Raw genomic sequence first — 21,261 nt, 5'->3', positions numbered from 1 at the left:
CGTCGAGCGGTGGCGATCAGTCCGTCAGCGGCCTGGCATGCAGTTCCGCCAGTTCGTGTTCGGTACCGAAACGCCCCTTTTCGTCGCAGACGACCCGGGCCAGCGCACAATCGGTGTCGTGGGTGAAGAACAGGCGCACCTCGCGCGTCAGCTTGTCTTCCAGGAACGCACGCTTCTCGTCGATCAGGGTCTCGGCGCAGCGGTCGTAACCCATCGTGATCGGCACATGCACCCAGAACCGCCCCGGGATCAGGTCGGCGCAGAACGCCACGCCGCCATGCGCCTGCCCTTCCACCTGCGAAGGTCCGACGACTTCGGCCAGCATTAGCCCCGGCGTATGGCCGTCGCTGAAGGAAAACCGCACCGCCTCGCCAAGCGCCCGCGAATGCTCGCCTTCGACCAGCTCCAGCCGGCCGCTGTCCTGCAACAGTCCGGGCAGTTCGGGAATGAAACTGGCGCGATCTCGCGAATGCGGCTTGCAGGCGCGTTGCCAGTGGCGGGCGCCGACCACGAAGGTCGCGTTGGGAAACAGCAGCTCCGGCGCACTGCCTTCGCGCCACGGCGCCAACAGGCCGCCGGCATGGTCGAAATGCAGGTGGCTCAGCACCACCACGTCGATGTCGGTGTGTTCGAATCCGGCCGCGCGCAGCGAATCCAGCAGCACATGCTGCGGCTCCTGCACGCCGTAGCGCTCGCGCAGCTTCGGCTCGAAGAACGCACCAATGCCGGTCTCGAACAGCACCGTCTTGCCGTTCAGCGGACTGACCAGCAAGGCCCGGCAGGCCAGCGAGATCCGGTTCTGTTCGTCCGGTGGCGCCCAGCGTTCCCACATCGCCCGCGGTGCATTGCCGAACATCGCCCCGCCGTCGAGCTTCTGCGAATTGCCGATGATCGACCAGAGTTTCATGCGCCCGCCCAACCGATGCCGTGCCAGTGCAACAGGCCGTGCAACGCCATCGCCAGCAGCAGCACGAACGTGGTCAGAGCGCCCAGAAAACGTGGCAACGACGTTGCGCTGCTGCGTCCCAGCCCAAGCGCATGCAGCACTCGCGCGACCAACAGGGTCAGACCATAACCCCAGATCCAGCATTCACCGACCCCGGCCGCTTCCAGCAGCATCAGCAGCAGCAGCGCCAACGGCACGTATTCGGCGAAATTGGCATGCACGCGGATGCGCTTGTGCAACTCGCGGTCGGCACCCTCGCCGATGCCGATGCGTTTGCGAAAGCGGTACAGCACCACCCGCATCGACAGCAGCACGAACAACAGCACGTGCAAGCAGGCAATGAACAGGCTGATCCTCACGGATTCGCCCCCGCCGGCGTCGACCACACCTCACCCTTGCCGACCGGATTGCGCGGATCGCTGCCGGCCGACAGCGTATTGCTGCGCTTGTCCCATTCCACCGTCTGCAGGTTGCCCCACGGGTGGCTGGAACCGAGCGTGCCGCCACCGGCGCCGACGATCTGGTGCCCCATCTCGGTCAGCGTCCGCACCGCTTCGGGCGAGATCGCATCCGCCTCGGCTTCGACCACATCCGGCATCCACTGATGGTGGAAACGCGGCAGCGCCGCGACGTCCTGCGCCGACAGGCCGGCGTCGTAGCCCAGCACGCCCAGCAGGACCATGGTGATGATGCGGCTGCCGCCCGGGGTGCCCAGCACCGCCACCTTGTCGGCCGACTCCATGAAGGTCGGCGTCATCGAGCTGAGCATGCGCTTGCCCGGCTTCGGCGCGTTGGCCGCGTAGCCCATCACCCCGAATGCGTTCGGCGTGCCCGGCTTCAGGGCGAAATCATCCATCTCGTCGTTGAGCAGCACACCGGTGCCCTTCGGAATCAGGCCCGAGCCGTACAGCAGGTTGACCGTCTGCGTGGCGGAAACCCGGTTGCCTTCGCCGTCGATGATCGAGAAGTGGGTGGTTTCCTCGTCCTCCAGCGGCGTTTGCTTGCCCGACAGCAGATCGCTCGGCGTCGCTTTGTCCGGATGGATGGTGGCGCGCAAGCCCTGCGCGTAATCGCGGCTGGTCAGCACGTCCTGCGGAATGTCGGTGAAGTCCGGGTCGCCGAGGAAGAAGGTGCGATCGCGGAAGGCGCGGCGCATCGACTCGACGATCAGATGCACCCGGTGCGCCTGGTCCATGTCCTGCAAGTCGTACGGCTCGAGAATCTGCAGCATCTCGGCCAGGGCGATGCCGCCGGAAGACACCGGCGGTGCGGTGGTGACCTGCCAGCCATGGTAGTCGAAGCGGATCGGCTCGCGCTGCTTGACCCGGTACGCGGCCAGTTCCTCCGGCGTCCAGCGGCCACCGGCCTGCTTGACGCCGGCAATCAGCTTGTTCGCCGTTTCACCCTTGTAGAAGCCGTCGAAACCGTGTTCGCCCAGCAGGCGCAGCGTGTGCGCCAGTTCGGGCTGGCGGAAGATGTCGCCCTCGGCGATCGGTTTGCCGTCGCGCTCGTACACCTCGCGTGTGCCCGGATAGCGGCGCATCACTTCGGCGCGGCGCGCATAACCGCTGGCCATCCGTGCATACACCGGGAAGCCCTCCTCGGCAATCCGGATCGCCGGCGCCAACGACTGCTTCAGCGGCAGGCGTCCGTGCTTGTCCGCCAGTTCGACCAGCATCGCCGGCAGGCCGGGAATGCCGGCCGACCACGGACCGTTCCGGGCCTTGTCCGGGTCGAGGTTGCCGGCATTGTCCAGGAACTTGTCCGGGGTGGCCGATTCCGGCGCGTATTCGCGCGCGTCCAGGAAGATGTCCTTGCCGCTGCCGGCGTCGTGCAGCAGGAACAGGCCGCCGCCGCCCAAGCCGGAACTGATCGGCTCGACCACGCCGAGCGTCGAGGACACCGCCACTGCCGCGTCGAAAGCGTTGCCGCCTTGCTGCAGGATCTGCATGCCGGCATCGGTGGCCAGCGCATGCGCCGAGGCGACCACCGCGCCGGGCGGATGTTGCGCCTGCACGGTCGGCGCCTGTTCTACGCCGCGCGATTCGCGTGCGGCGACATCCATCGACAGCGACGCCAGCGATGCCAGCAGCACGGCCAGCGCCGTGCCCAGTGTGATCTTCGGTTTCATGCGGCTTCCTGTTGCAGGCGATGCAGCTTGTCCAGCAGCTGCGTTTCCGTTTCCGGGTATTCGGGGTCCGGATCGATGCACTCGACCGGGCACACGGCCACGCATTGCGGCTCGTCGTGGTGGCCGACGCATTCGGTGCAGCGCATCGGATCGATCACGTAGATCGTCTCGCCCATCGAGATGGCCTGGTTGGGACAGGCCGGCTCGCAGACATCGCAATTGATGCAGAGTGAGTTGATCTTCAGCGACATGGGGGAGTCGGCCACCGCCCCGGCATCCCGGGGCAGCGACGGGAGCTTACTTGGCCTCGACAAACACGTAATCGACGCCGGACGGGGTCAACGCCGCCTGCACGCGTTCGTTGTCCTCGGCCTTGCCGATGAACAGCACGCGCACACCCTTCATGGTGTCGGCCGGCACTTCAGCGAACGAAGCGACGGCGATGTCGGCCATCCTTGCCGATTCCGGCGAACCGAAGGCGATCAGGTTGCCGCCGACGATGCCGCGGGCCATCGCCAGTTTGGCCTGGTCGAGCTGGCGCTCGTACTTGGCCTCGAACTCGGGATCGGATTGCGAGGGCAGGTAGTACAGGAACGGGCTGTTGGTGATCTTGCCCATGTTGCGGGTGACCACGTCCTGCAGGTAGGCCTTCCATTCGGTATCGCCATCGGTGGCGGGCACGCTCAACGGCACGTCTTCGGCTTCGGCCATTGCCGCGGCATCGTGCTTCTTGCAGGCAGTGAATGGCAGGACGAGGCAGGCGATCAACAGCAGGTATTTCGCGGTTTTCATGGTGGCTCCCTCCGGATGGTGCAGATGGATGAGTGTGGGGATGGGGTTTTCAGCTGGTGCCGAGTTTCCATTCCTTCTGCAGCGCGGCGACTACGCCGTGCGGCACGAAGCCGGAAACGTCGCCGCCCAGGCGCGCGATTTCGCGCACCAGCGACGAGGAAATGAAGCCGTACTGTTCGGCCGGAGTCAGGAACAGCGTCTCCACCTCGGGGATGAGGTGACGGTTCATGCTGGCCATCTGGAATTCGTATTCGAAGTCGGATACCGCGCGCAGGCCGCGCAGCAACACGCCGCCGTTGACCGAACGGACGAAATCCGCCAGCAAGGTATCGAAACCGCGAACCTCGACATTGGCGTGGCGGCCCAGCGCCTCCTGCGCCAGCGACACCCGCAACTCGATCGGCAGGGTCGGCCCCTTGCCGGGGCTGGCGGCCACGCCCAGCACCACCCGCTCGAACAACGGCGCGGCACGATCGACCAGGTCGACATGCCCGTTGGTGATCGGGTCGAAGGTGCCCGGATACACCGCAACACGGTTGCGCGCCACGCTCATTCAGGAGCCGTCCTCTTGCATTGCCCGGCAGTGTATCAAGAGCCATCCCCGCCGGGGGCGGCGGCATTCCGGCGATACAGCGCGTAGCGGACCTCGCGCGTGCGACCCTCGCGGTGCAGCATCCAGTCGACAGGTAACACTGGCAACCTTTCCGGCGGCGACTCGACATGGATCCAGCCCTCGTCTGCCATTTGCGGCAGCAACGCCGCCAGGGCCGGTTGCCACAGCGACGCCTCGAATGGTGGGTCGACGAAAGCGATATCGAAACTCTCCCCCTGTCGCTGCGACAGCCACGCCGGCGAATCGGCCTGCACCACCGCGACTTGGTCCTGCGCCGCCAGCCGCTGCACGCTGTCGCGCAACGCCGCGGCCAGCACCGGATCGCGTTCGACCAGCACCGCCTCGCGCGCGCCGCGCGACACCGCCTCCAGGCCCAGCGCGCCTGTGCCGGCGAACAGATCCAGCACGCGCGCACCGGGCAACGCCGGCATCAGCCAGTTGAACAACGTTTCGCGCACGCGGTCGCTGCTGGGACGCAGCCCGGGACGGTCCGCTACGGCCAGCCGGGTGCCGCGCCAGCGACCACCGATGATGCGCACGGAACCGCCGCTCGCCGGGCGCCGGTTCATCGGTTCGTGAATGAGGTCGGTGATACCATCGCGTGCATTTTCCGCCATTCCGACGCCATGGTCAGCTGGTTCCGCCGCAAGAAACCCGATGCACCCGCCGAACCGGCGCCGCCGCCGGCCGTGGACACGCCCACGGAAGCCACCCAGACCGAAGACATGCCACTGGAAGCGCCAAGCGAACCGGCCCTTGCGGCCGATCCGGCGGTGCCTGCACGTGCGTCCTGGCGCGAGCGCCTGCGCGGCAGCGCCTTTTCCCGCACCTTCGGCGGACTGTTCTCGCGCAATCCCAGGCTGGACGACGATCTGCTCGACGAGATCGAAACCGCGCTGATCACCGCCGATGTCGGCGTGCCGGCCACCACCGCCCTGGTCGAGGACCTGCGCAAGCGGATGAAGGCGCGCGAGTTCGCCGACGCCAATGCTTTGCTGGCCGCGCTGCGCGCCGATCTGGTCGCCCTGCTACGGCCGGTGGCGCAACCGCTGGCCATCGATGCCTCGGCGCGCCCGTTCGTGATCCTGACCGTCGGCGTCAACGGCGTCGGCAAGACCACCACCATCGGCAAGCTGGCCCGACGCTACAAGGACGAAGGCCGCCCGCTGATGCTGGCCGCCGGCGATACCTTCCGCGCCGCTGCGGTGGCCCAGCTGCAGGCCTGGGGCGAGCGCAACGGCGTGACCGTGATCGCCCAGGGTCAGGATGCCGATCCTGCGTCCGTTGCCTTCGACGCCCTGCAGGCGGCCAAGGCGCGCGGCACCGAGGTGCTGATCGCCGACACCGCCGGCCGTCTGCATACCCAGGCCGGGCTGATGGCCGAACTGGGCAAGATCCGCCGCGTGCTGGGCAAGCTGGACCCGACCGCGCCGCACGAGGTGCTGATGGTCATCGACGGCACCACCGGCCAGAACGCCCTGTCGCAACTGCGCCAGTTCCATGCCGCGGTCGGAGTGACCGGGCTGGTGGTGACCAAGCTGGACGGCAGCGCCAAGGGCGGCGTGGTGTTCGCGCTGGCGCGCGAATTCGGTATCCCGATCCGCTACGCCGGCATCGGCGAGCAACCCGAGGACCTGCGCGTGTTCGACGCCGAAGCCTTCGTCGATGCCCTGCTGCCAGAGGCGCTGGGTTCCCCGGCCGGGGCGGCGTAAGGGCCGCGATCACCATGCCTCCGGCCGCGGCTGACGCCGCTTCTGCGACGACATTCGCCCGCCGCCTGTTGCGCTGGTTCGGCCGTCACGGCCGCCACGATCTGCCCTGGCAGCATCCGCGCACACCATATCGCGTGTGGCTGTCGGAAATCATGCTGCAGCAGACCCAGGTAGCCACGGTCGTCCCGTACTTCCTGCGCTTCGTCGAGCGCTTTCCCGACATCGCCGCACTGGCCCGTGCCTCGACCGACGATGTGATGGCGCACTGGGCCGGGCTGGGCTACTACGCCCGCGCCCGCAACCTGCATGCCGCCGCCCGTCGCTGCGTGGAACTGCACGACAGCGAACTGCCGCGCGATTTCGACGCCCTGCTGGCCCTGCCCGGCATCGGCCGCAGCACCGCCGGCGCGATCCTCGCCCAGGCCTGGGGCGAACGCTTCCCGATCCTGGACGGCAACGTCAAGCGCGTGCTGGCGCGCTTTCACGGCATCGACGGCTGGCCCGGCACGCCCGCGGCGGAAAAGCGCCTGTGGCAGCTGGCGGAAGAACACGTCCGCCTGGTGCCCATCCGCCGTATCGCCGACTACACCCAGGCGCAGATGGATTTCGGCGCCCTGCTGTGCACGCGCGGCAAGCCGGACTGCAATGCCTGCCCGCTGCGCAGCGACTGCGTTGCCTTGCGCAGCGGACGGGTCGGTGCCCTGCCGACGCCACGTCCGGCCAAGGTCCTGCCGGAGCGCGAGGCCACCGCGCTGTGGCTGGAGAACGCAAGCGGCGAACTGCTGCTGCAGCGACGTCCGCCGGCCGGCATCTGGGCCTCGCTATGGACCCTGCCGCAGGCCGAGACCGACGCGGCGATGCGCGACTGGTTCGCCACGCACCTGCGCGGCGACTACGACGCGGCCGAGGAACTGCCAGTCCTCGTACACACCTTCAGCCATTACCGCCTGCACCTGCGGCCGCTGCGATTGCGCAAGCTCGTGTCGCGCGCCGCGGTGCGCGACAATGACGACCTGCGCTGGGTATCGCGCGACGCACTGGCGTCGCTGGGCCTGCCGGCGCCTATCCGCAAACTGCTGGAATCCTGACATGCCGCGCACCGTGTTCTGCCAATACTCGCAACAGCAAGCCGAAGGACTGGATTTCGTGCCCTGGCCCGGCGAACTGGGCAAGCGCGTGTTCGAACACATCGGCAAGCCGGCCTGGGCCGCGTGGCTGGCGCATCAGACCATGCTGATCAACGAGAACCGGCTATCGCCGCGCGACCCACAGCATCGCGCCTTCCTTGAAGAGCAGATGGTCAAATTCCTGTTCGAACGCGATGCCGAAGCGCCGGCCGGCTACGTCCCGCAGGATTGACGTCGCCCGCGGTCAGCCTGCTTCGGCCTGCCGCTCCTCCGACTTGGCTTCGCGCATTTCGCTCTCGGCCTGCTTCAGCGCCTTGCTGTCCAGTTCGCGGATGCTCTGGATATGGCAGGGAATGCGGATGCCGCCGCTGACGCCGAGCACGTTGACCTTGTCGAAGCGGGCCGAGACCCGACCGGACTGGCTGCTGATGCTGATCGCCGGCGCGTATCCCAGATCCTGGCAGGGGCCGCCGAATTCGAGCAGGTAGGCCTCGTTCGGCCGGGTCCACACCGCCAGCGCGCTGTCGCCCAGCGGCGTCCAGCCGCTCAGGCTGCCGGTGTAGCGGAAACTGCCGACCTCGGCGCCGGCATGAGCGCGGTACAGCGACAGCTTCTCATCGGTGCTCAGTCGGGAATCGCTGGCGCAGGCGCCCAGCAGCAGGACCGACAACAGCAGAAGCATCTGTTTCATGGGAATTCCATCGCCGGTGTCACGGGTAATGCGCCCATCATGCCCGCTACCGGAAGTCCGGGCACGCTGGCCGCGTTCGTGCGTTCAGCATCAATCCGGCTTGCCGAACCGCAGCCGCATCCGTATCATTCCGCCTCTTTCGCGGCCGCCCTGCCGGTCTGCGGCGAAATTCGGCCAGGTAGCTCAGTTGGTAGAGCAAGGGATTGAAAATCCCTGTGTCGGGGGTTCGATTCCCTCCCTGGCCACCATATCGATCAATCGCTTGCGAAGCCCGCGCCTGCCGCGGGCTTTTTCGTGCGCCGCCCGCTTGCCACAGTTCGCCGGCTCCGGCCGATGGACCCCGTAGTACCCTAGCCGCCTTGCCATCCTCGGAAGCGGAAACATGCAGCGACGCGGACTGATCGTCTCCTTCCTGTTGCTCGGACTGGCCCTGACCGCCTGCAGCGGCGGCCCGGTGCGTCGGGTGTCGCCGCCGGCGGTCAGCATCCAGCAACTGACGGTCAACGCCGACGGCAGCTGGAAGCTGGATCTGCGCCTGCAGAACTACAGCAGCATCCCGATGCGTTTCGACAGCCTGGACCTGGCGGTGTCGGCCGGAGGCCAGGACGCCGGACGCCTGCAGGGCTCCCCCGCCATCTCGATCGGCCCGGAATCGGCCGACGTGACCAGTCTGGCGTTCACTCCGACCTCGGCGGGCCGGATCGCCGTGGCCGATGCGCTGGCCGGCCGCAGGCCGCTGGGCTACGCGCTGGCCGGTACCCTGAGCGCTACGCCCGAAGACGCCAAGTCGCGCGAGTTCGAGGTCGATGCCCGCAATACCCTGAATCCGGCTCCCGGCCTGGACGGCGTCCTGCGCTGAACCCTCCCGCTTGCGGCAGCGCAACACCGCCACACCATACGCCGTAGTATGCTAATGGTGTCGCGGACGCCGCGCGTTCGCCATCTCGAATTCCGAACCCACGGGAAACACCACTGATGAGCACCTACAAAGCCCCGTTGACCGACCTCCGCTTCGCCCTGTACGACGTGCTGGGCGTCGAAAAGCAGTTCGCCGAACTCGGTTTTTCCGAGGCCAGTCGCGATGTCGTCGATGCGATCCTCGACGAGGCGGCGCGCTTCAACGAAACGGTGCTGGCCCCGCTCAACGCGGTCGGCGACGACATCGGCTGCAAGTACGACAAGGACAGCGGCGACGTCACCCCGCCACCGGGCTTCAAGCAGGCTTTCGACCAGTTCGTGGAAGGCGGCTGGACCGGGCTGACCGACGAACCCGAATACGGTGGCATGGGCATGCCGATGGTACTGGGCGGGGTGCTGACCGAAATGGTCGATGCGGCCAACCTGGCTTGGGGCAATTTCCCGATGCTCTCTCACGGCGCGGTCGAGGCGCTCAAGCGCTACGGCCAGGACTGGCAGAAGGAGGTATTCCTGAAACCGCTGGTCGATGGCCGCTGGACCGGCACCATGTGCCTGACCGAGCCGCACGCCGGCACTGACCTGGGCCTGCTGAAGACGCGTGCCGAACCCAACGCCGACGGCAGTCATTCGATCACCGGCACCAAGATCTTCATCACCGCCGGCGAGCACGACCTGGTACCGAACATCGTCCACCTGGTGCTGGCACGGTTGCCGGACGCGCCACCCGGGCCGAAAGGCATCTCGCTGTTCGTGACCCCCAAGTTCAAGGTCGGCAAGGACGGCGCGATGGGCGAACGCAACGCGCTGCGCTGCGGCGCCATCGAGCACAAGATGGGCATCCATGGCTCGGCCACCTGCGTGATGAACTTCGACGGCGCCCAGGGCTGGCTGGTCGGCGAGCCGCACAAAGGCCTGCAGGCGATGTTCGTGATGATGAACTCGGCGCGTCTGGGCGTCGGCGTGCAGGGACTGGGGCTGAGCGAACGCGCCTACCAGAACGCGCTGCGCTATGCGCGCGAACGCCTGCAGACGCGCTCGCTGTCCGGACCGAAGCTGCCGGAAAAACCCGCCGACCCGATCATCGTCCACCCCGACGTGCGCCGCATGCTGCTGGCGCAGAAATCGCTGGTGGAAGGCGGTCGCCTGCTTTCGCTGCACGCCTATTCGCTGCTGGACGTGGCCCACCACTCGCCGGACCCGGCCGAACGCGAGCGCGCGGAAACCCTGGTCAGCTTCCTGACCCCGATCTCGAAGGGCTGCCAGACCGAGTGGAGCATCGAGAACACCTACAACGCGGTCCAGTGCTTCGGCGGGCACGGCTACATCCACGAGCACGGCATCGAGCAGCTGGCACGTGATGCGCGCATCACCACGTTGTACGAAGGCACCACCGGCATCCAGTCGCTCGACCTGATCGGGCGCAAGACCGCCTCGACCCAGGGCGCCGGCCTCAAGCTGTTCCTCGGCCTGATCGAGGAGTTCGCCAAAGCGCACGAAGGCGACCCGGCGCTGGCCGAGTTCATCGCGCCGCTGCAAGCCAAGGCCGCTGAATGGTCCGCCCTGACCACCGGCATCCTGCAGCGTGCGGCGAACAACCCCGAGGAAATCGGCGCCGCCAGCACCGACTACCTGTTCTACTCCGGCTACGTGGTGCTGGCCTACTGGTGGGCGCGCAGCGTCGCCGCGGCCAATGCGTCGGCGCAGGGCGAGGCCTTCAGGCAGTCCAAGCTGGAAACCGCGCGCTTCTACTACGCGCGCATGCTGCCGCGCACGCTGGCGCACAAGGCGGTGATCGAAGCCGGCGCCGAACCGCTGATGGCGATGGCCGAGGAACGTTTCGGGGACTGAGTTCCCCGCCCGCGACGGCTGGCAAACCGGCCGTCGTTGCCGGTCTCCGACGCATCGCCGCCCATTTCGTTCACAAACTGCAAGAATTTGGGTATAACCTGTCTCCCCGATGGAGGCAGACACAGCTCAGCTTCAGTCGGTCCACGCCGGAGGCGCGCAATCCCCGGCCACGGTCTCCTTTTCCTCCCTGCATCGCCGCCCTCCCAGCGTCAGGCTGCTGTCGCTGGATGCGCACGGGCGCGTGCTCGACTGGATCAACTGGCAGGACGCGACCTGCCTGTACGCCCGCGACGCGGTGGCCTGGACCCTCGGCGAACCCTGCCTGCGCGTGCATGGCGGAATCAACCGCCTCAGCGGCGAGCAAAGCATCATCGAGCTGCACCCGATCGTCGCCTCGCGCGGCAGTGCGCGCAGTTCGGCGCTGTCGCCGACCCCGGCGCTGACCAATACCGCGCTGTTCGCCCGCGACGCCCATCTGTGCCTGTACTGCGGCAACGAGTTCAGCCGCCCTCACCTGACCCGCGACCACGTGATGCCGCTGTCCAAGGGCGGCCGCGACGTCTGGGAGAACGTGGTCAGCGCCTGCTTCCACTGCAATTCGCGCAAGAGCAACCGCACCCCGCAGCAGGCCAACATGCCGCTGCTGGCTGTGCCGTACCGGCCCAGCTGGATCGAGCACCTGATCCTGTCCAACCGCAACATCCTCGCCGACCAGATGGCCTTCCTGAAGGCCCACCTGCCCAGAAACCGCAGGCGGTCGGCGGTCTGAATCACCGACTCCGGCCGAGCCATCCCGGCGCGCAGCCGCCGCCAGCACCGATGTCGACCAATCCGCGGCCCGGCCGGCTTCGCCCCGACTTCACCGGTTTGCTTGCCCCGCTTCATGCAAGAGGGGGAAAATGGCGGGCCAGACCCGTTGCAGCCCGATGATCGACTCCTCCCGCTACCCCCGACTGTTCCGCATCCAGACGCCGGTCGACCTGCGCCAGTTCGACGAAGCCGAGCTGCCAGCCATCGCCGAGGAACTGCGCGGCTACCTGATCGAGTCGGTCGGCCGCAGTGGTGGCCACTTCGGCGCCGGGCTGGGCGTGATCGAGCTGACCGTGGCCCTGCACTACCTGTACGACACCCCGCGCGACCGCCTGGTCTGGGATGTCGGCCACCAGACCTATCCGCACAAGATCCTGACTGGCCGCCGCGACAGCATCCACACGGTCAAGCAGAAGGATGGCGTGGCACCGTTCCCGAAGCGCGAGGAAAGCGAATACGACACCTTCGGCGTCGGCCACTCCTCCACCTCGATCTCCGCCGCACTCGGCATGGCCGTAGCGCTGGCGCAGAACGGCGACGAGCGCAACGTGGTGGCGGTGATCGGCGACGGCGCGATGACCGCCGGCATGGCCTTCGAGGCGCTGAACCACGCCGGCGGCATGGAGCCGGAGCCGAACCTGCTGGTCGTCCTCAACGACAACCAGATGTCGATTTCCGAAAACGTCGGCGGCCTGACCAAGATGCTAGGACGTCTGAGCAGCAGCCGCACACTGAACGCGCTGCGCGAAGGCGGCAAGAAGCTGCTGGGCGACAAGAAGAAGCCGCCGGCACGCTTCATGCGCCGCTGGGAAGAGCACTGGAAGGGCATGTTCGTGCCGTCCACGCTGTTCGAGCAGATGGGTTTCCACTACACCGGCCCGATCGACGGCCACGACGTCGAGGCGTTGGTCGCCGCGCTGAAGACGCTGAAGACGCTCAAGGGCCCGCAGTTGCTGCACATCCTGACCACTAAGGGCAAGGGCTACGAACTGGCCGAAGGCGACCAGATCGGCTACCACGCGGTCGGCCCGTTCGACCCGGCCAAGGGCGTGGTCGGCAAGGCCGGGGCGAAGAAGCCCACCTACACCGACGTGTTCGGCGACTGGCTGTGCGACATGGCCGCCGCCGAACCGAAGCTGCTGGGCATTACCCCGGCCATGCGCGAAGGCTCGGGCCTGGTGCGCTTCTCGAAGGAATACCCGCAGCGCTACTACGACGTGGCGATTGCCGAACAGCATGCGGTCACCCTGGCCGCCGGCATGGCCTGCGAAGGCGCCAAGCCGGTCGTGGCCATTTACTCCACCTTCCTGCAGCGCGGCTACGACCAGCTGGTGCACGACGTCGCCATCCAGGACCTGGACGTGCTGTTCGCCATCGATCGCGGCGGCGTGGTCGGCCCGGACGGCGCCACCCACGCCGGCAATCTCGACCTCAGCTACCTGCGCTGCGTGCCCAACATGCTGGTGATGGCCCCGGCCGACGAGAACGAATGCCGGCAGATGCTCAGCACCGGTCTGCGCCACATCGGTCCGGCCGCGGTGCGCTATCCGCGCGGCACTGGCCCCGGCGCGGCCGTCGAAGCGACGCTGGACACGTTGCCCGTCGGCAAGGCGCAACTGCGCCGGCACGGCAGCGGCGTCGCCCTGCTTGCTTTCGGCGCCACCGTGGCCGCCGCGGAACAGGTCGGCCACGAACTGGGACTGACCGTGGTCAACATGCGCTTCGTCAAGCCGCTGGACCGCGACCTGTTGCTGGAACTGGCCCGGACCCATGCCGGCTTCGTCACCGTCGAGGACAACGTGGTCGCCGGCGGTGCGGGTTCCGGCGTGGCCGAACTGCTCAATGCCGAAGGCGTCCGCCTGCCGGTGCTGCACCTGGGCCTGCCCGACGCCTTCCAGCACCATGCCAGCCGCGAGGACTTGCTGGCCGAAGCCCGCATCGACGCCGCCGGCATCCGCGCTTCGGTCGTGCAGCGCTGGCCGGACCTGCTGCCTGCCGCCGACGGCGCGCGCAGCGTCGCCGGCTGATTCAGTCGAACTCCGGCACCCCGTACGGCGCTTCGACCGCATAGCCTTTGGCCGCCAGATCGGCCAGATAGCCGTCCGCCGCGAGCAGCCGCGATATCGGCAACATCGCGAACGTGCTGTGATTCTCCGCCAGCGCCTTTTCCGCGATCCCCAGCCAGTGTGCCTTCACCTGCTCCGCCACATTGCCGATGCCGCGCTTGCGCATCGTCTCGGACTCGGCCCAGGCCGCCCAGCACGACTTGCGTTCCGTCAGCGGCAACTCGCCCAGCGCCTGCAGGTCGCCGCTCGCCCAGGCATTGGCGCGCGCGATCACCTTCGGCAGATCGCGTTCGACCGTGTCCAGCACCTCCGACATGCACGCCACCTCCCGCTCCGTGGATTGTTCCTGACGGAAGTCGGCAATCGCCTGCCTGGGGTCTTCGACAGAGATCTTGAGTACGGTCGTCGTGTATTCCATCTTCCTGCGCTTGAGCACGTCGTCGATCACCGACGAAATCACGCGACCGCCCAGCCCGGAACGCTTTACCGCCTTCCCGTACAACTCTTCGGCGGCGATGAACGGCCGCTTCTTCTCGATCCCGCGATCCTTGCCGATGTAACGCTGCTTCAGCGCCGCCCAGCGTGCATAGGTTTCCGCCGGCAGCAATTCCTGCAAGGTCTCGCCCCCGGGATTCTTCATCGCCTTCATCGCCGAAGGTGCCAGCATCAGGCCGCGAAAGAAGCCGATGTCCGCACCGAAAGACACACCGGGAGAAGCCAATATCTGGTCGGCCTGCTCGAGCACCGCGCGGACCTCGTCGGACTTCCATTCGATCCCGCCCGGCAGTGGCGAAACGGTGCCGAGGATCCACAGCACATGATCCCCTTTGGACACCTTCCATAATCCCGGCCCCGGCTGCGTGCCACTGACCACGATCGTGTCCATGTCGATCACCGGGCCATCCGTTGCCGCATCCGGCGCAGGAGCGACCTGCGATTCGCCATCCTGCGCCAGCGCCGGCAGGACGACAGACAACAGCATCACCAGCAGCAACGGCTTTGTGGACATCTCGGACTCTCTGCAGTTCGAATCCGCCAAGTATCTCCGCCCCGCCTTGCGGACAGCCACTACAACGCGCGCAGGGTTCAGCCTGCGGTCAAGCCCCGGATCGATTCGATTCAGCTGTCTCCTGCTCGCGCAACCAGTCCGTCAGCGGTGCCTGCGGGTCCAGCAGCTCAAAACCCTCCCAGACGAATCCGGGCGTCACCGTGCATTCGACCAGCACGAACTCGCCCAACGGGCGCGCCAGCTGCCATGCACCGGCCGGAACCGTGTGCATCGTGTCCGGAGCCAGATGCAAGCGCTGCAAGAAGCCCGCTCCCTTTCTCGCCGGATCGAACTGCAGCAGTTCCAACCCGGCGCCCTCGCGCCAGGCCCATCGTTCCTCGGCATCGATTCGGTGCCACTGGCCGCATTCCCCGGCCCGCAGCAAGTACAGGATCGCCGTACGCGCCGGGCGCAGAAGGCCGTTCACGCAGACCTGCTCGGCATCGCTGTACACGCGCCGGTACCAGCCGCCTTCCGGATGCGTTTGCAGTTGCAACGAAGTGATCAGTTCGACTGCTCGTGCCGACATACTGTCTTGACAGAAACCAAGGCGGAGTTGAACCCGCTCTCCACCATAGTCGAATCCTAGTTGCACTCGAAAACAAAGAAAGTGTGATGCCTGCCGCATCAATACATATATTACATGGATCGCCAGATTAAAAATCTTTCATCTGCCAGCGCGACATCTTGACTTAAATGACGCAGTGCGGCAAAAGATAAGCAAGCCACAGGGAAGTGTTTCATTAACGCTCGCCGTCAAGCTTGTGGCAATAACAGGATTATGAATAACCCCGTGCGCGGCTCATCATGCGCGCGGTCGGGACTTTACGCCCAAAGACCACAAAAAGACAAACATTATGTTGCCTGCAATCCAATCACACATTAGAGAAGAGCTGATGAACATTGAATCAGAGGAATAGCGTCGAATTCACCACCTTCGATACTTGCAGTCCATGTACAGGAATCACAAAAATGGAGTAATTCATAGGTACATTCTATCTATGCAACAAGGATGACCTGCACTAGAAAACCACACCCACCAAATTTTCATTTACAAAGGATAATGACAACATGCGCAGAATGAAAAAATCCCAACGGCGGCCGCCATCCAGATTTATTCTGCGCCATGGAAAACAGAAAGCTGCGATATCTCTGGCATTGCTTATCAGCAGCGCCATGCCGCTTCCTTTGCTTGCGACAGGCATCTCTCCTCCGAAGTCCGTATTTGGATTCAATATTGGTGACGACTACCAGCTAACCAACTATACAGACACCGTAAAATTCTTCGAGAATATTACCTCGGAGTCTGATCGGCTAAAACTTGTAGATATTGGCCCCACCTCAGAAGGCCGTCGCCAGTACATGGTGATTGCCTCATCACCAGAGAATCTGAAGAACCTGGAAAAGTACCGGCAGATATCTGAAAAGCTGGCACGGGCAGAAGGTGTATCAGAAGAACAGGCCAAGATGCTGGCCAAGGAAGGCAAGGCCATCGTATGGATAGATGGCGGGCTGCACTCCACGGAGACCGTGGGAACACATCAGCTCATCGAAACCATATATCAAATAGCCTCGCGCAACGATGAGGAAATGCGCTATTTCCTGGACAATACGATTGTCTTGCTGGTACATGCAAATCCGGATGGTCATGAGTTGGTCAGTAACTGGTATATGCGCGAGCCGGTAAAAGAAAAGCGCGTCCTGGACCCGATCCCCACGCTTTATCATTACTGGGCGGGGCATGACAACAACCGCGATGCGTACATGAACTCCCTAGATGAAACCACAAACATGAGCAAGGTTCTGTACCTTCAGTGGTTTCCCCAAATAATGTACAACCACCATCAAACTTCACCTACCGGTACCGTCATCGCAATTCCGCCTTGGCGCAATCCGGTGAACTACAACATCAATCCTGGAATAGTTAACGACCTAGAGAAAACTGGCGCTGCAATAATGGGGCGCTACATAGCCGAAGGAAAGGGCGGCGCCATCGCTCGCAACGGACACTTTTATTCGGCATGGTGGAATGGCGGCCAGCGCACGACGCCCTATTTCCACAACATGATCGGTCTGCTCACCGAAATCTGGGGCAACCCGACCCCCACCGAAATTGGTTTCGTGCCAGACAAGCAGGTACCCAGCACGGATCTGCCATTGCCAATCAGGCCCCAGAAGTGGCATTTCCGCCAATCCATTGACTACAGCCTGACTGCCAACTGGGCAGTATTGGATTTTGCTTCTAAAAACAAGGATGAATTGTTGCTTGGAATATGGCGCATGGGCCAGGAATCCATTTCAAAAGGAAGCAAGGACACATGGACCTTCAATCCGAATCGCATGGATACGTTCAAGGCGATGATGGCCGACAGGAACAGAACCGCAAGCGGCGCGGATAGCGCCATGACACGCTATCGGGCAAAGCCTCTGACAATCGAAGAATATGACCAGGTGGAAGAGCCTGATCAACGCGATCCACGCGCTTACGTGATTCCATCAGACCAAGCGGACTTCAATACCGCGAAAAAATTCCTCAACGCGCTTATCAAATCAGGCGTAGGCGTCGAAGTGGCTGATGCGACATTCAGCCTGAATGGAAAGAGCTACCCGGCAGGTTCCTACATAGTCCGAACCGCGCAGTCGTTTCGGCCGCACATACTCGACATGTTCGAACCTCAGAATCACCCTAATGACTTCGAGTATCCCGGAGGCCCACCGATTGCACCGTATGACTCCGCAGGCTGGACCTTGGCTTATCAGATGGGCGTGAAGTTCGATCGTGTCCTTGACGGCTTCACGGCTAAAACGCATCGACTACCCTATGGAGAATTGCAGGTAGCAGAGCCTGGCAAGGTGATCGGGAGCGGCGCCTGTTACGTGTTTTCTCCGAAGATGAATGACTCCTTTCTGCTTGCAAACAAACTGCTGGCAGCAGGCGCAACAGTGTCACGCCTGACTTCGACCTCTTCCGGCCTTGATGCAGGCAGCTTCGTGGTGCCCGCAACCAAGGCCGACAGCATCGCGGATCTGGCCGCATCCACTGGTGTGGACGTGAGAGGCATGGACTGCCCATCGCCGACCATTGCAGTAAAGGCTCCTCGCATTGCCTTGGTAGACAAATACGGAGGTTCAATGCCCTCGGGCTGGAATCGCAAGATTCTGGAGGAATTCGGCTTTGAGTATACCGTGCTGTTTCCGCAGCAGATTGATGCCGGTAAGCTCAGGTCAAAGTTTGACGTGGTACTCATGCCCTCCGATATCAAGTTGCCCCTACCGGGCGCAGGAGACGGGAAAAGCGAGTCATTTTCATGGGGCCCTCCTGTGGATGAATCGCGCGTGCCGGTGAAGTTTCGCGACCGGCTAGGCGAAATGACGGAGAAATCGGCAGATTCACTCAAACAATTCATGGAACAGGGCGGCACAGTGATTGCCGAAGGGTCTTCGACCAATCTGGCCTATTACCTGGATATCGGCTTGTCCGATTATCTAGTCAAGAATGTCGACGGAAAGAAGGAAGCGTTGAAGAACACCGAAATCTACATCCCCGGCAGCATCCTAAAAGCTACCGTCGCATCAAATGCCCCGGCAACGTGGGGATTGGGCGAAGAGGTGGATTTGTACTACGCGGATGGAAAAATGTCGCGCTCGCCCGTATTCAAGATCAACAGCAACTCTCCAGCCAACGCCTTGCTTAAATTCAATACAAACAAGCCCCTGCGCAGCGGCTGGGCATGGGGGCAGCAGTACCTGGAAAATGGTGTGATCGGCGCGCAGGCACCTGTCGGGAAGGGCCAAGTGTACTTGTTCAGCACAGACATCACGTTCCGTACCCAAATGCATGGTGGCTACAAGCTGCTGTTCAACAGCCTGTATGACATAGAAACGCAGTAGTTCCGACTCTTACCCCGATTTCCCCAATAGTCATATGGCGGCATCTCCGGATGCCGCTTGCAGGGGGGCTTTGACCCAATTTAGAGGATTTCCAGATGAAAGTTCGCAACTCCAGCCTTTCCCGCTCGATCGGACTCATCCTTTTGGCCATGTCTGCAGGGAATGCCTTTGCTCAAGAACAGCAAACAGAGAGCAGAGCCAGTGAAGCTGCCACTCTGGACACTATCAGTGTTACAGCACTGAAGCGCACAACCAACCTGCAGGAAACCCCTCTGGCAATAAGCGCGGTCGATGGCGAAACCATCAAACAGATGGGTGCAGTAAGCTTCCAAGATTATTTCCGCACAGTGCCAAGCCTTCAGATTCAGGGGGACTCGCCAAGCTCACGGCGTGTCACGGTGCGTGGTATTCGCGCCACCGGCGAACCGACTGTTGGCGTCTATTATGATGAAACGCCACTATCCGGTCCTGCGGGAACTTCACAAGATGCCAGTGGCACAGTGGCAGACATGGATCTGTTCGATGTGCAGCAAGTAGAGGTGTTGCGCGGACCTCAAGGAACTTTGTACGGATCAGGCTCGATGGGTGGCACCATTCGCATGATCTACAACAAGCCTGACTCCACCGCGTACGAAGGCGCATTCGACTTGGATTTTTCTAAAACCAAGGATGCCGGCGATCCGAGTATCCAGGCCAAGGCCATGGTCAATGTCCCCTTGAAAGAAGATATTTTTGCAGCACGTGCCGTGGTGTACAAGTCAGAGCGCGCTGGCTACATCGACAACACAGTCCTGTACAACGGGATGGGCAAAGAGGACGTCAATGATTTGAACAGCAAGGGCGGTCGTTTCATGCTTCGGCTTACCCCGAGCGAAGCCATCACCCTGGATGTATCCACCATCTACCAGCGTACCGAGCAACTTGGCGGAAATAGCTGGAAACTCGGCGATGGGGAATACAATTCAGACAATGAAATGGAGGAAACAACCTTTGATGACATGAACCTGTTCAATGCCACCCTCAAGTGGGATCTAGGTTTTGCCGAATGGACAACTGCAGCGTCGTATTACAAATGGGAGCTCCTGCGCAACGGCGATTATACCTCCACCTTGCGCGGCCTGCGCACCAATGCAACGCGCTGCATGAATTATCACAATCGTGAATTCGGGGCGAATATAACTGTCGATGACTGTGCGGCCGGCTCGAGCTATATGACCGAGTACACCGCCTATGCCGATAGCCGCCTGCCGAGCACCTTGCGCCAGCCAATGACGCTGAGATCACGCAACTACGAATCCCGTCTGAGCGGACTGTCATTCAATGACAAGCTGGCGTGGACAGTTGGTATCTACCACGAGATCCGGAACGATAATGTGGAAAGCACTGTGGCCCTTGGAAATCCAGTCACGGGAAAGAGCGTGAGTGGCTACACTTCAGTGCCCTACACCAATGAAACATTTGCCTATGACCTGTCTGCATGGCGCCACGTGGGCACCGACCTGACTCAGACAGCGTTTTTCGGTGAAGCCACCTGGAGCGCAACCGACAAGCTGGACCTGACTTATGGCATCAGGCGCTACGACTACGACAAGATGGTCTATGGCCAAGTATGGCTGTCGAACTATATTACCGCATCCTACGCGGGCGACTACACCGAGGTGGATGCCAGTGCCAGTGGCTTCCTGCACAAGTTCAATGCAAGCTACAAATTCACACCGGAAATCATGGGCTATGTCACCGCAGGTAGTGGCTTCCGCCCTGGTGGAATCAACAATGTCCCAGGTTTGCCGAAGGAACTGGAAGCCTACCAACCGGATGAAGTATGGAACTACGAGACCGGGGTCAAGACCGAATTCTGGGATAACCGCGCACAGGTCAATGTCTCGCTCTATCAGATCGACTGGGACAATATGCAGGTATCTGGTCGATATGGCGTCAGCGGCAGTGGCGGCTCGGCATTCGGCTACATCGGCAATGCTGGCGCCGCCCGTATCCGGGGCCTAGAACTGGAAGGCTTGGTACGTCCAATTCCGGGACTGACCATCAATGCAATGGCGACCTATCTCGACGCGAAGCTGGTCGAGGACCAATTCAACCCACAGATGCAGGAAACCACCACCACCGGCCATGCTGGCGACCGTTTGCAATACGTGCCTGAATTCTCCGGCGCAGCAGGTGTCAGCTACAACTGGCCGATTGCCGATAGCGGCTACTATGGCATGGCGCGCTTTGACTTGGCTTTCGTAGGGAAAAGCTATACCTATTTCGATCCGGCGGACCCGAACAATGACGTGGTGGGAGACTACACGACCGTGAATTTGCGCACAGGCATCGAGTCCTCCGGCAGTTGGTCGCTGTACCTGTATGTGAACAACCTGTTGGACAAGGCGGGCATCATCACCAGTTCCAGCACTACCGCCGACCCGGATGAAGTCATGACCCTGCGCCCGCGCACTGTCGGCGTCACCTTGCGCATGAATTTCCGTTGATCAGAATGAATTCAGCACTACTTTGATGTGAGGCTGCACTGATCATATTTGCTCCTTCGTGATCATTCACCTCTCCGCTTGGATGATTTCGCAGATGTAACCTCCAACGAGATTCAAATAAATGCCCATGCAAAGATTGCACCAGCCCATCGAATTTTGAGTCAGACACGCAGCCTTGC

Annotated in this window: 18 protein-coding genes, 1 tRNA gene and 1 pseudogene; 10 read left to right on the top strand and 10 right to left on the bottom strand. The window is 63.1% G+C overall.

The window, feature by feature from the left end; translation table 11 throughout:
* Nucleotides 1-16 precede the first annotated feature (16 nt).
* From CSC70_RS06585 to rsmD, 7 genes and pseudogenes are all read right to left on the bottom strand, one after another.
* Nucleotides 17-907 carry an MBL fold metallo-hydrolase gene (locus CSC70_RS06585; RefSeq protein ID WP_162455887.1) on the bottom strand — a complete coding sequence of 297 codons (891 nt, stop codon included), beginning with the start codon at nucleotides 905-907 and terminating at the stop codon, nucleotides 17-19.
* Nucleotides 904-1,305 carry an MAPEG family protein gene (locus CSC70_RS06580; protein ID WP_162455886.1) on the bottom strand — a complete coding sequence of 134 codons (402 nt, stop codon included), beginning with the start codon at nucleotides 1,303-1,305 and terminating at the stop codon, nucleotides 904-906. Before CSC70_RS06580 ends, CSC70_RS06585 begins: the two co-directional genes overlap by 4 nt.
* Nucleotides 1,302-2,957 (bottom strand): annotated as a pseudogene (gene ggt, locus CSC70_RS06575) (gamma-glutamyltransferase); the annotation flags it as partial. The gene CSC70_RS06580 and the pseudogene ggt, both read right to left, overlap by 4 nt.
* Before the next feature lie 116 nt (nucleotides 2,958-3,073).
* Nucleotides 3,074-3,328, bottom strand: a complete 255-nt coding sequence (locus tag CSC70_RS06570) for a YfhL family 4Fe-4S dicluster ferredoxin (protein ID WP_162455885.1) — start codon at nucleotides 3,326-3,328, stop codon at nucleotides 3,074-3,076.
* Nucleotides 3,329-3,374: 46 nt separating this feature from the next.
* On the bottom strand, nucleotides 3,375-3,869 hold the full coding sequence (locus tag CSC70_RS06565) for a hypothetical protein (RefSeq protein WP_162455884.1): 495 nt from the start codon (nucleotides 3,867-3,869) through the stop codon (nucleotides 3,375-3,377).
* Between the two features lie 49 nt (nucleotides 3,870-3,918).
* A complete protein-coding gene (coaD, locus tag CSC70_RS06560) occupies nucleotides 3,919-4,422 on the bottom strand; it encodes a pantetheine-phosphate adenylyltransferase (protein WP_162455883.1) in 504 nt (167 codons plus the stop codon).
* A 35-nt stretch (nucleotides 4,423-4,457) separates the two neighbouring features.
* Nucleotides 4,458-4,985, bottom strand: coding sequence for a 16S rRNA (guanine(966)-N(2))-methyltransferase RsmD (gene rsmD, locus CSC70_RS06555; protein WP_425501542.1), 528 nt, complete (start codon nucleotides 4,983-4,985; stop codon nucleotides 4,458-4,460).
* Between rsmD and ftsY the strand changes: the two genes are divergently transcribed.
* From ftsY to CSC70_RS06540, 3 genes are read left to right on the top strand one after another with little or no spacing between them, the layout of a single operon-like run.
* Complete coding sequence (gene ftsY / locus CSC70_RS06550) at nucleotides 4,881-6,194, top strand: signal recognition particle-docking protein FtsY (RefSeq protein ID WP_425501541.1); 1,314 nt, start codon at nucleotides 4,881-4,883, stop codon at nucleotides 6,192-6,194. The two genes, rsmD and ftsY, sit on opposite strands and share 105 nt — an antisense overlap.
* A gap of 14 nt (nucleotides 6,195-6,208) precedes the next feature.
* Nucleotides 6,209-7,282 carry an A/G-specific adenine glycosylase gene (gene mutY, locus CSC70_RS06545; RefSeq protein WP_162455880.1) on the top strand — a complete coding sequence of 358 codons (1,074 nt, stop codon included), beginning with the start codon at nucleotides 6,209-6,211 and terminating at the stop codon, nucleotides 7,280-7,282.
* A gap of 1 nt (nucleotide 7,283) precedes the next feature.
* Nucleotides 7,284-7,553, top strand: a complete 270-nt coding sequence (locus CSC70_RS06540; protein WP_162455879.1) for an oxidative damage protection protein — start codon at nucleotides 7,284-7,286, stop codon at nucleotides 7,551-7,553.
* A gap of 12 nt (nucleotides 7,554-7,565) precedes the next feature.
* On the opposite strand, the gene CSC70_RS06535 is transcribed toward CSC70_RS06540, so the two are convergent.
* Nucleotides 7,566-8,012: a DUF6491 family protein gene (locus tag CSC70_RS06535; RefSeq protein ID WP_162455878.1), complete on the bottom strand. Its 447-nt coding sequence runs from the start codon at nucleotides 8,010-8,012 to the stop codon at nucleotides 7,566-7,568.
* 172 nt (nucleotides 8,013-8,184) lie between these two features.
* On the opposite strand from CSC70_RS06535, the gene CSC70_RS06530 reads away from it, so the two are divergent.
* The 5 genes from CSC70_RS06530 to dxs all read left to right on the top strand — a co-directional run bounded on the left by CSC70_RS06530 (nucleotide 8,185) and on the right by dxs (nucleotide 13,615).
* Nucleotides 8,185-8,260: transfer RNA gene (locus CSC70_RS06530), tRNA-Phe, on the top strand.
* Nucleotides 8,261-8,394: 134 nt separating this feature from the next.
* On the top strand, nucleotides 8,395-8,871 hold the full coding sequence (locus tag CSC70_RS06525) for an LEA/WHy family protein (RefSeq protein WP_162455877.1): 477 nt from the start codon (nucleotides 8,395-8,397) through the stop codon (nucleotides 8,869-8,871).
* A 116-nt stretch (nucleotides 8,872-8,987) separates the two neighbouring features.
* The gene (locus tag CSC70_RS06520; RefSeq protein ID WP_162455876.1) at nucleotides 8,988-10,778 is read left to right on the top strand and encodes an acyl-CoA dehydrogenase C-terminal domain-containing protein; all 1,791 of its coding nucleotides are present in this window, start codon (nucleotides 8,988-8,990) and stop codon (nucleotides 10,776-10,778) included.
* A 109-nt stretch (nucleotides 10,779-10,887) separates the two neighbouring features.
* The gene (locus tag CSC70_RS06515; protein WP_162455875.1) at nucleotides 10,888-11,547 is read left to right on the top strand and encodes an HNH endonuclease; all 660 of its coding nucleotides are present in this window, start codon (nucleotides 10,888-10,890) and stop codon (nucleotides 11,545-11,547) included.
* Nucleotides 11,548-11,704: 157 nt separating this feature from the next.
* Complete coding sequence (gene dxs, locus CSC70_RS06510; RefSeq protein WP_162455874.1) at nucleotides 11,705-13,615, top strand: 1-deoxy-D-xylulose-5-phosphate synthase; 1,911 nt, start codon at nucleotides 11,705-11,707, stop codon at nucleotides 13,613-13,615.
* Nucleotide 13,616: 1 nt separating this feature from the next.
* Here the strand turns inward: dxs and CSC70_RS06505 are convergent, their stop codons facing one another.
* Nucleotides 13,617-14,540 (bottom strand): TraB/GumN family protein, encoded by a 924-nt coding sequence (locus CSC70_RS06505; RefSeq protein ID WP_246189341.1) that lies wholly within the window; start codon nucleotides 14,538-14,540, stop codon nucleotides 13,617-13,619.
* Between the two features lie 211 nt (nucleotides 14,541-14,751).
* The gene (locus CSC70_RS06500; RefSeq protein ID WP_162456241.1) at nucleotides 14,752-15,231 is read right to left on the bottom strand and encodes a cupin domain-containing protein; all 480 of its coding nucleotides are present in this window, start codon (nucleotides 15,229-15,231) and stop codon (nucleotides 14,752-14,754) included.
* Between the two features lie 542 nt (nucleotides 15,232-15,773).
* Here CSC70_RS06500 and CSC70_RS06495 point away from each other — a divergent pair.
* Both CSC70_RS06495 and CSC70_RS06490 read left to right on the top strand, forming a co-directional pair.
* A complete protein-coding gene (locus CSC70_RS06495; RefSeq protein ID WP_211369441.1) occupies nucleotides 15,774-18,593 on the top strand; it encodes a M14 family metallopeptidase in 2,820 nt (939 codons plus the stop codon).
* Nucleotides 18,594-18,688: 95 nt separating this feature from the next.
* Nucleotides 18,689-21,082 carry a TonB-dependent receptor gene (locus CSC70_RS06490; protein ID WP_162455872.1) on the top strand — a complete coding sequence of 798 codons (2,394 nt, stop codon included), beginning with the start codon at nucleotides 18,689-18,691 and terminating at the stop codon, nucleotides 21,080-21,082.
* The last annotated feature ends 179 nt before the right edge of the window (nucleotides 21,083-21,261 follow it).

The sequence above is a fragment of the Pseudoxanthomonas kalamensis DSM 18571 genome, assembly GCF_010211745.1.
Lineage (GTDB): Bacteria > Pseudomonadota > Gammaproteobacteria > Xanthomonadales > Xanthomonadaceae > Pseudoxanthomonas_A > Pseudoxanthomonas_A kalamensis.
The sequence above is the reverse complement of the archived record's forward strand: the minus strand, read 5'-3'. Positions and strand labels throughout refer to the sequence as shown.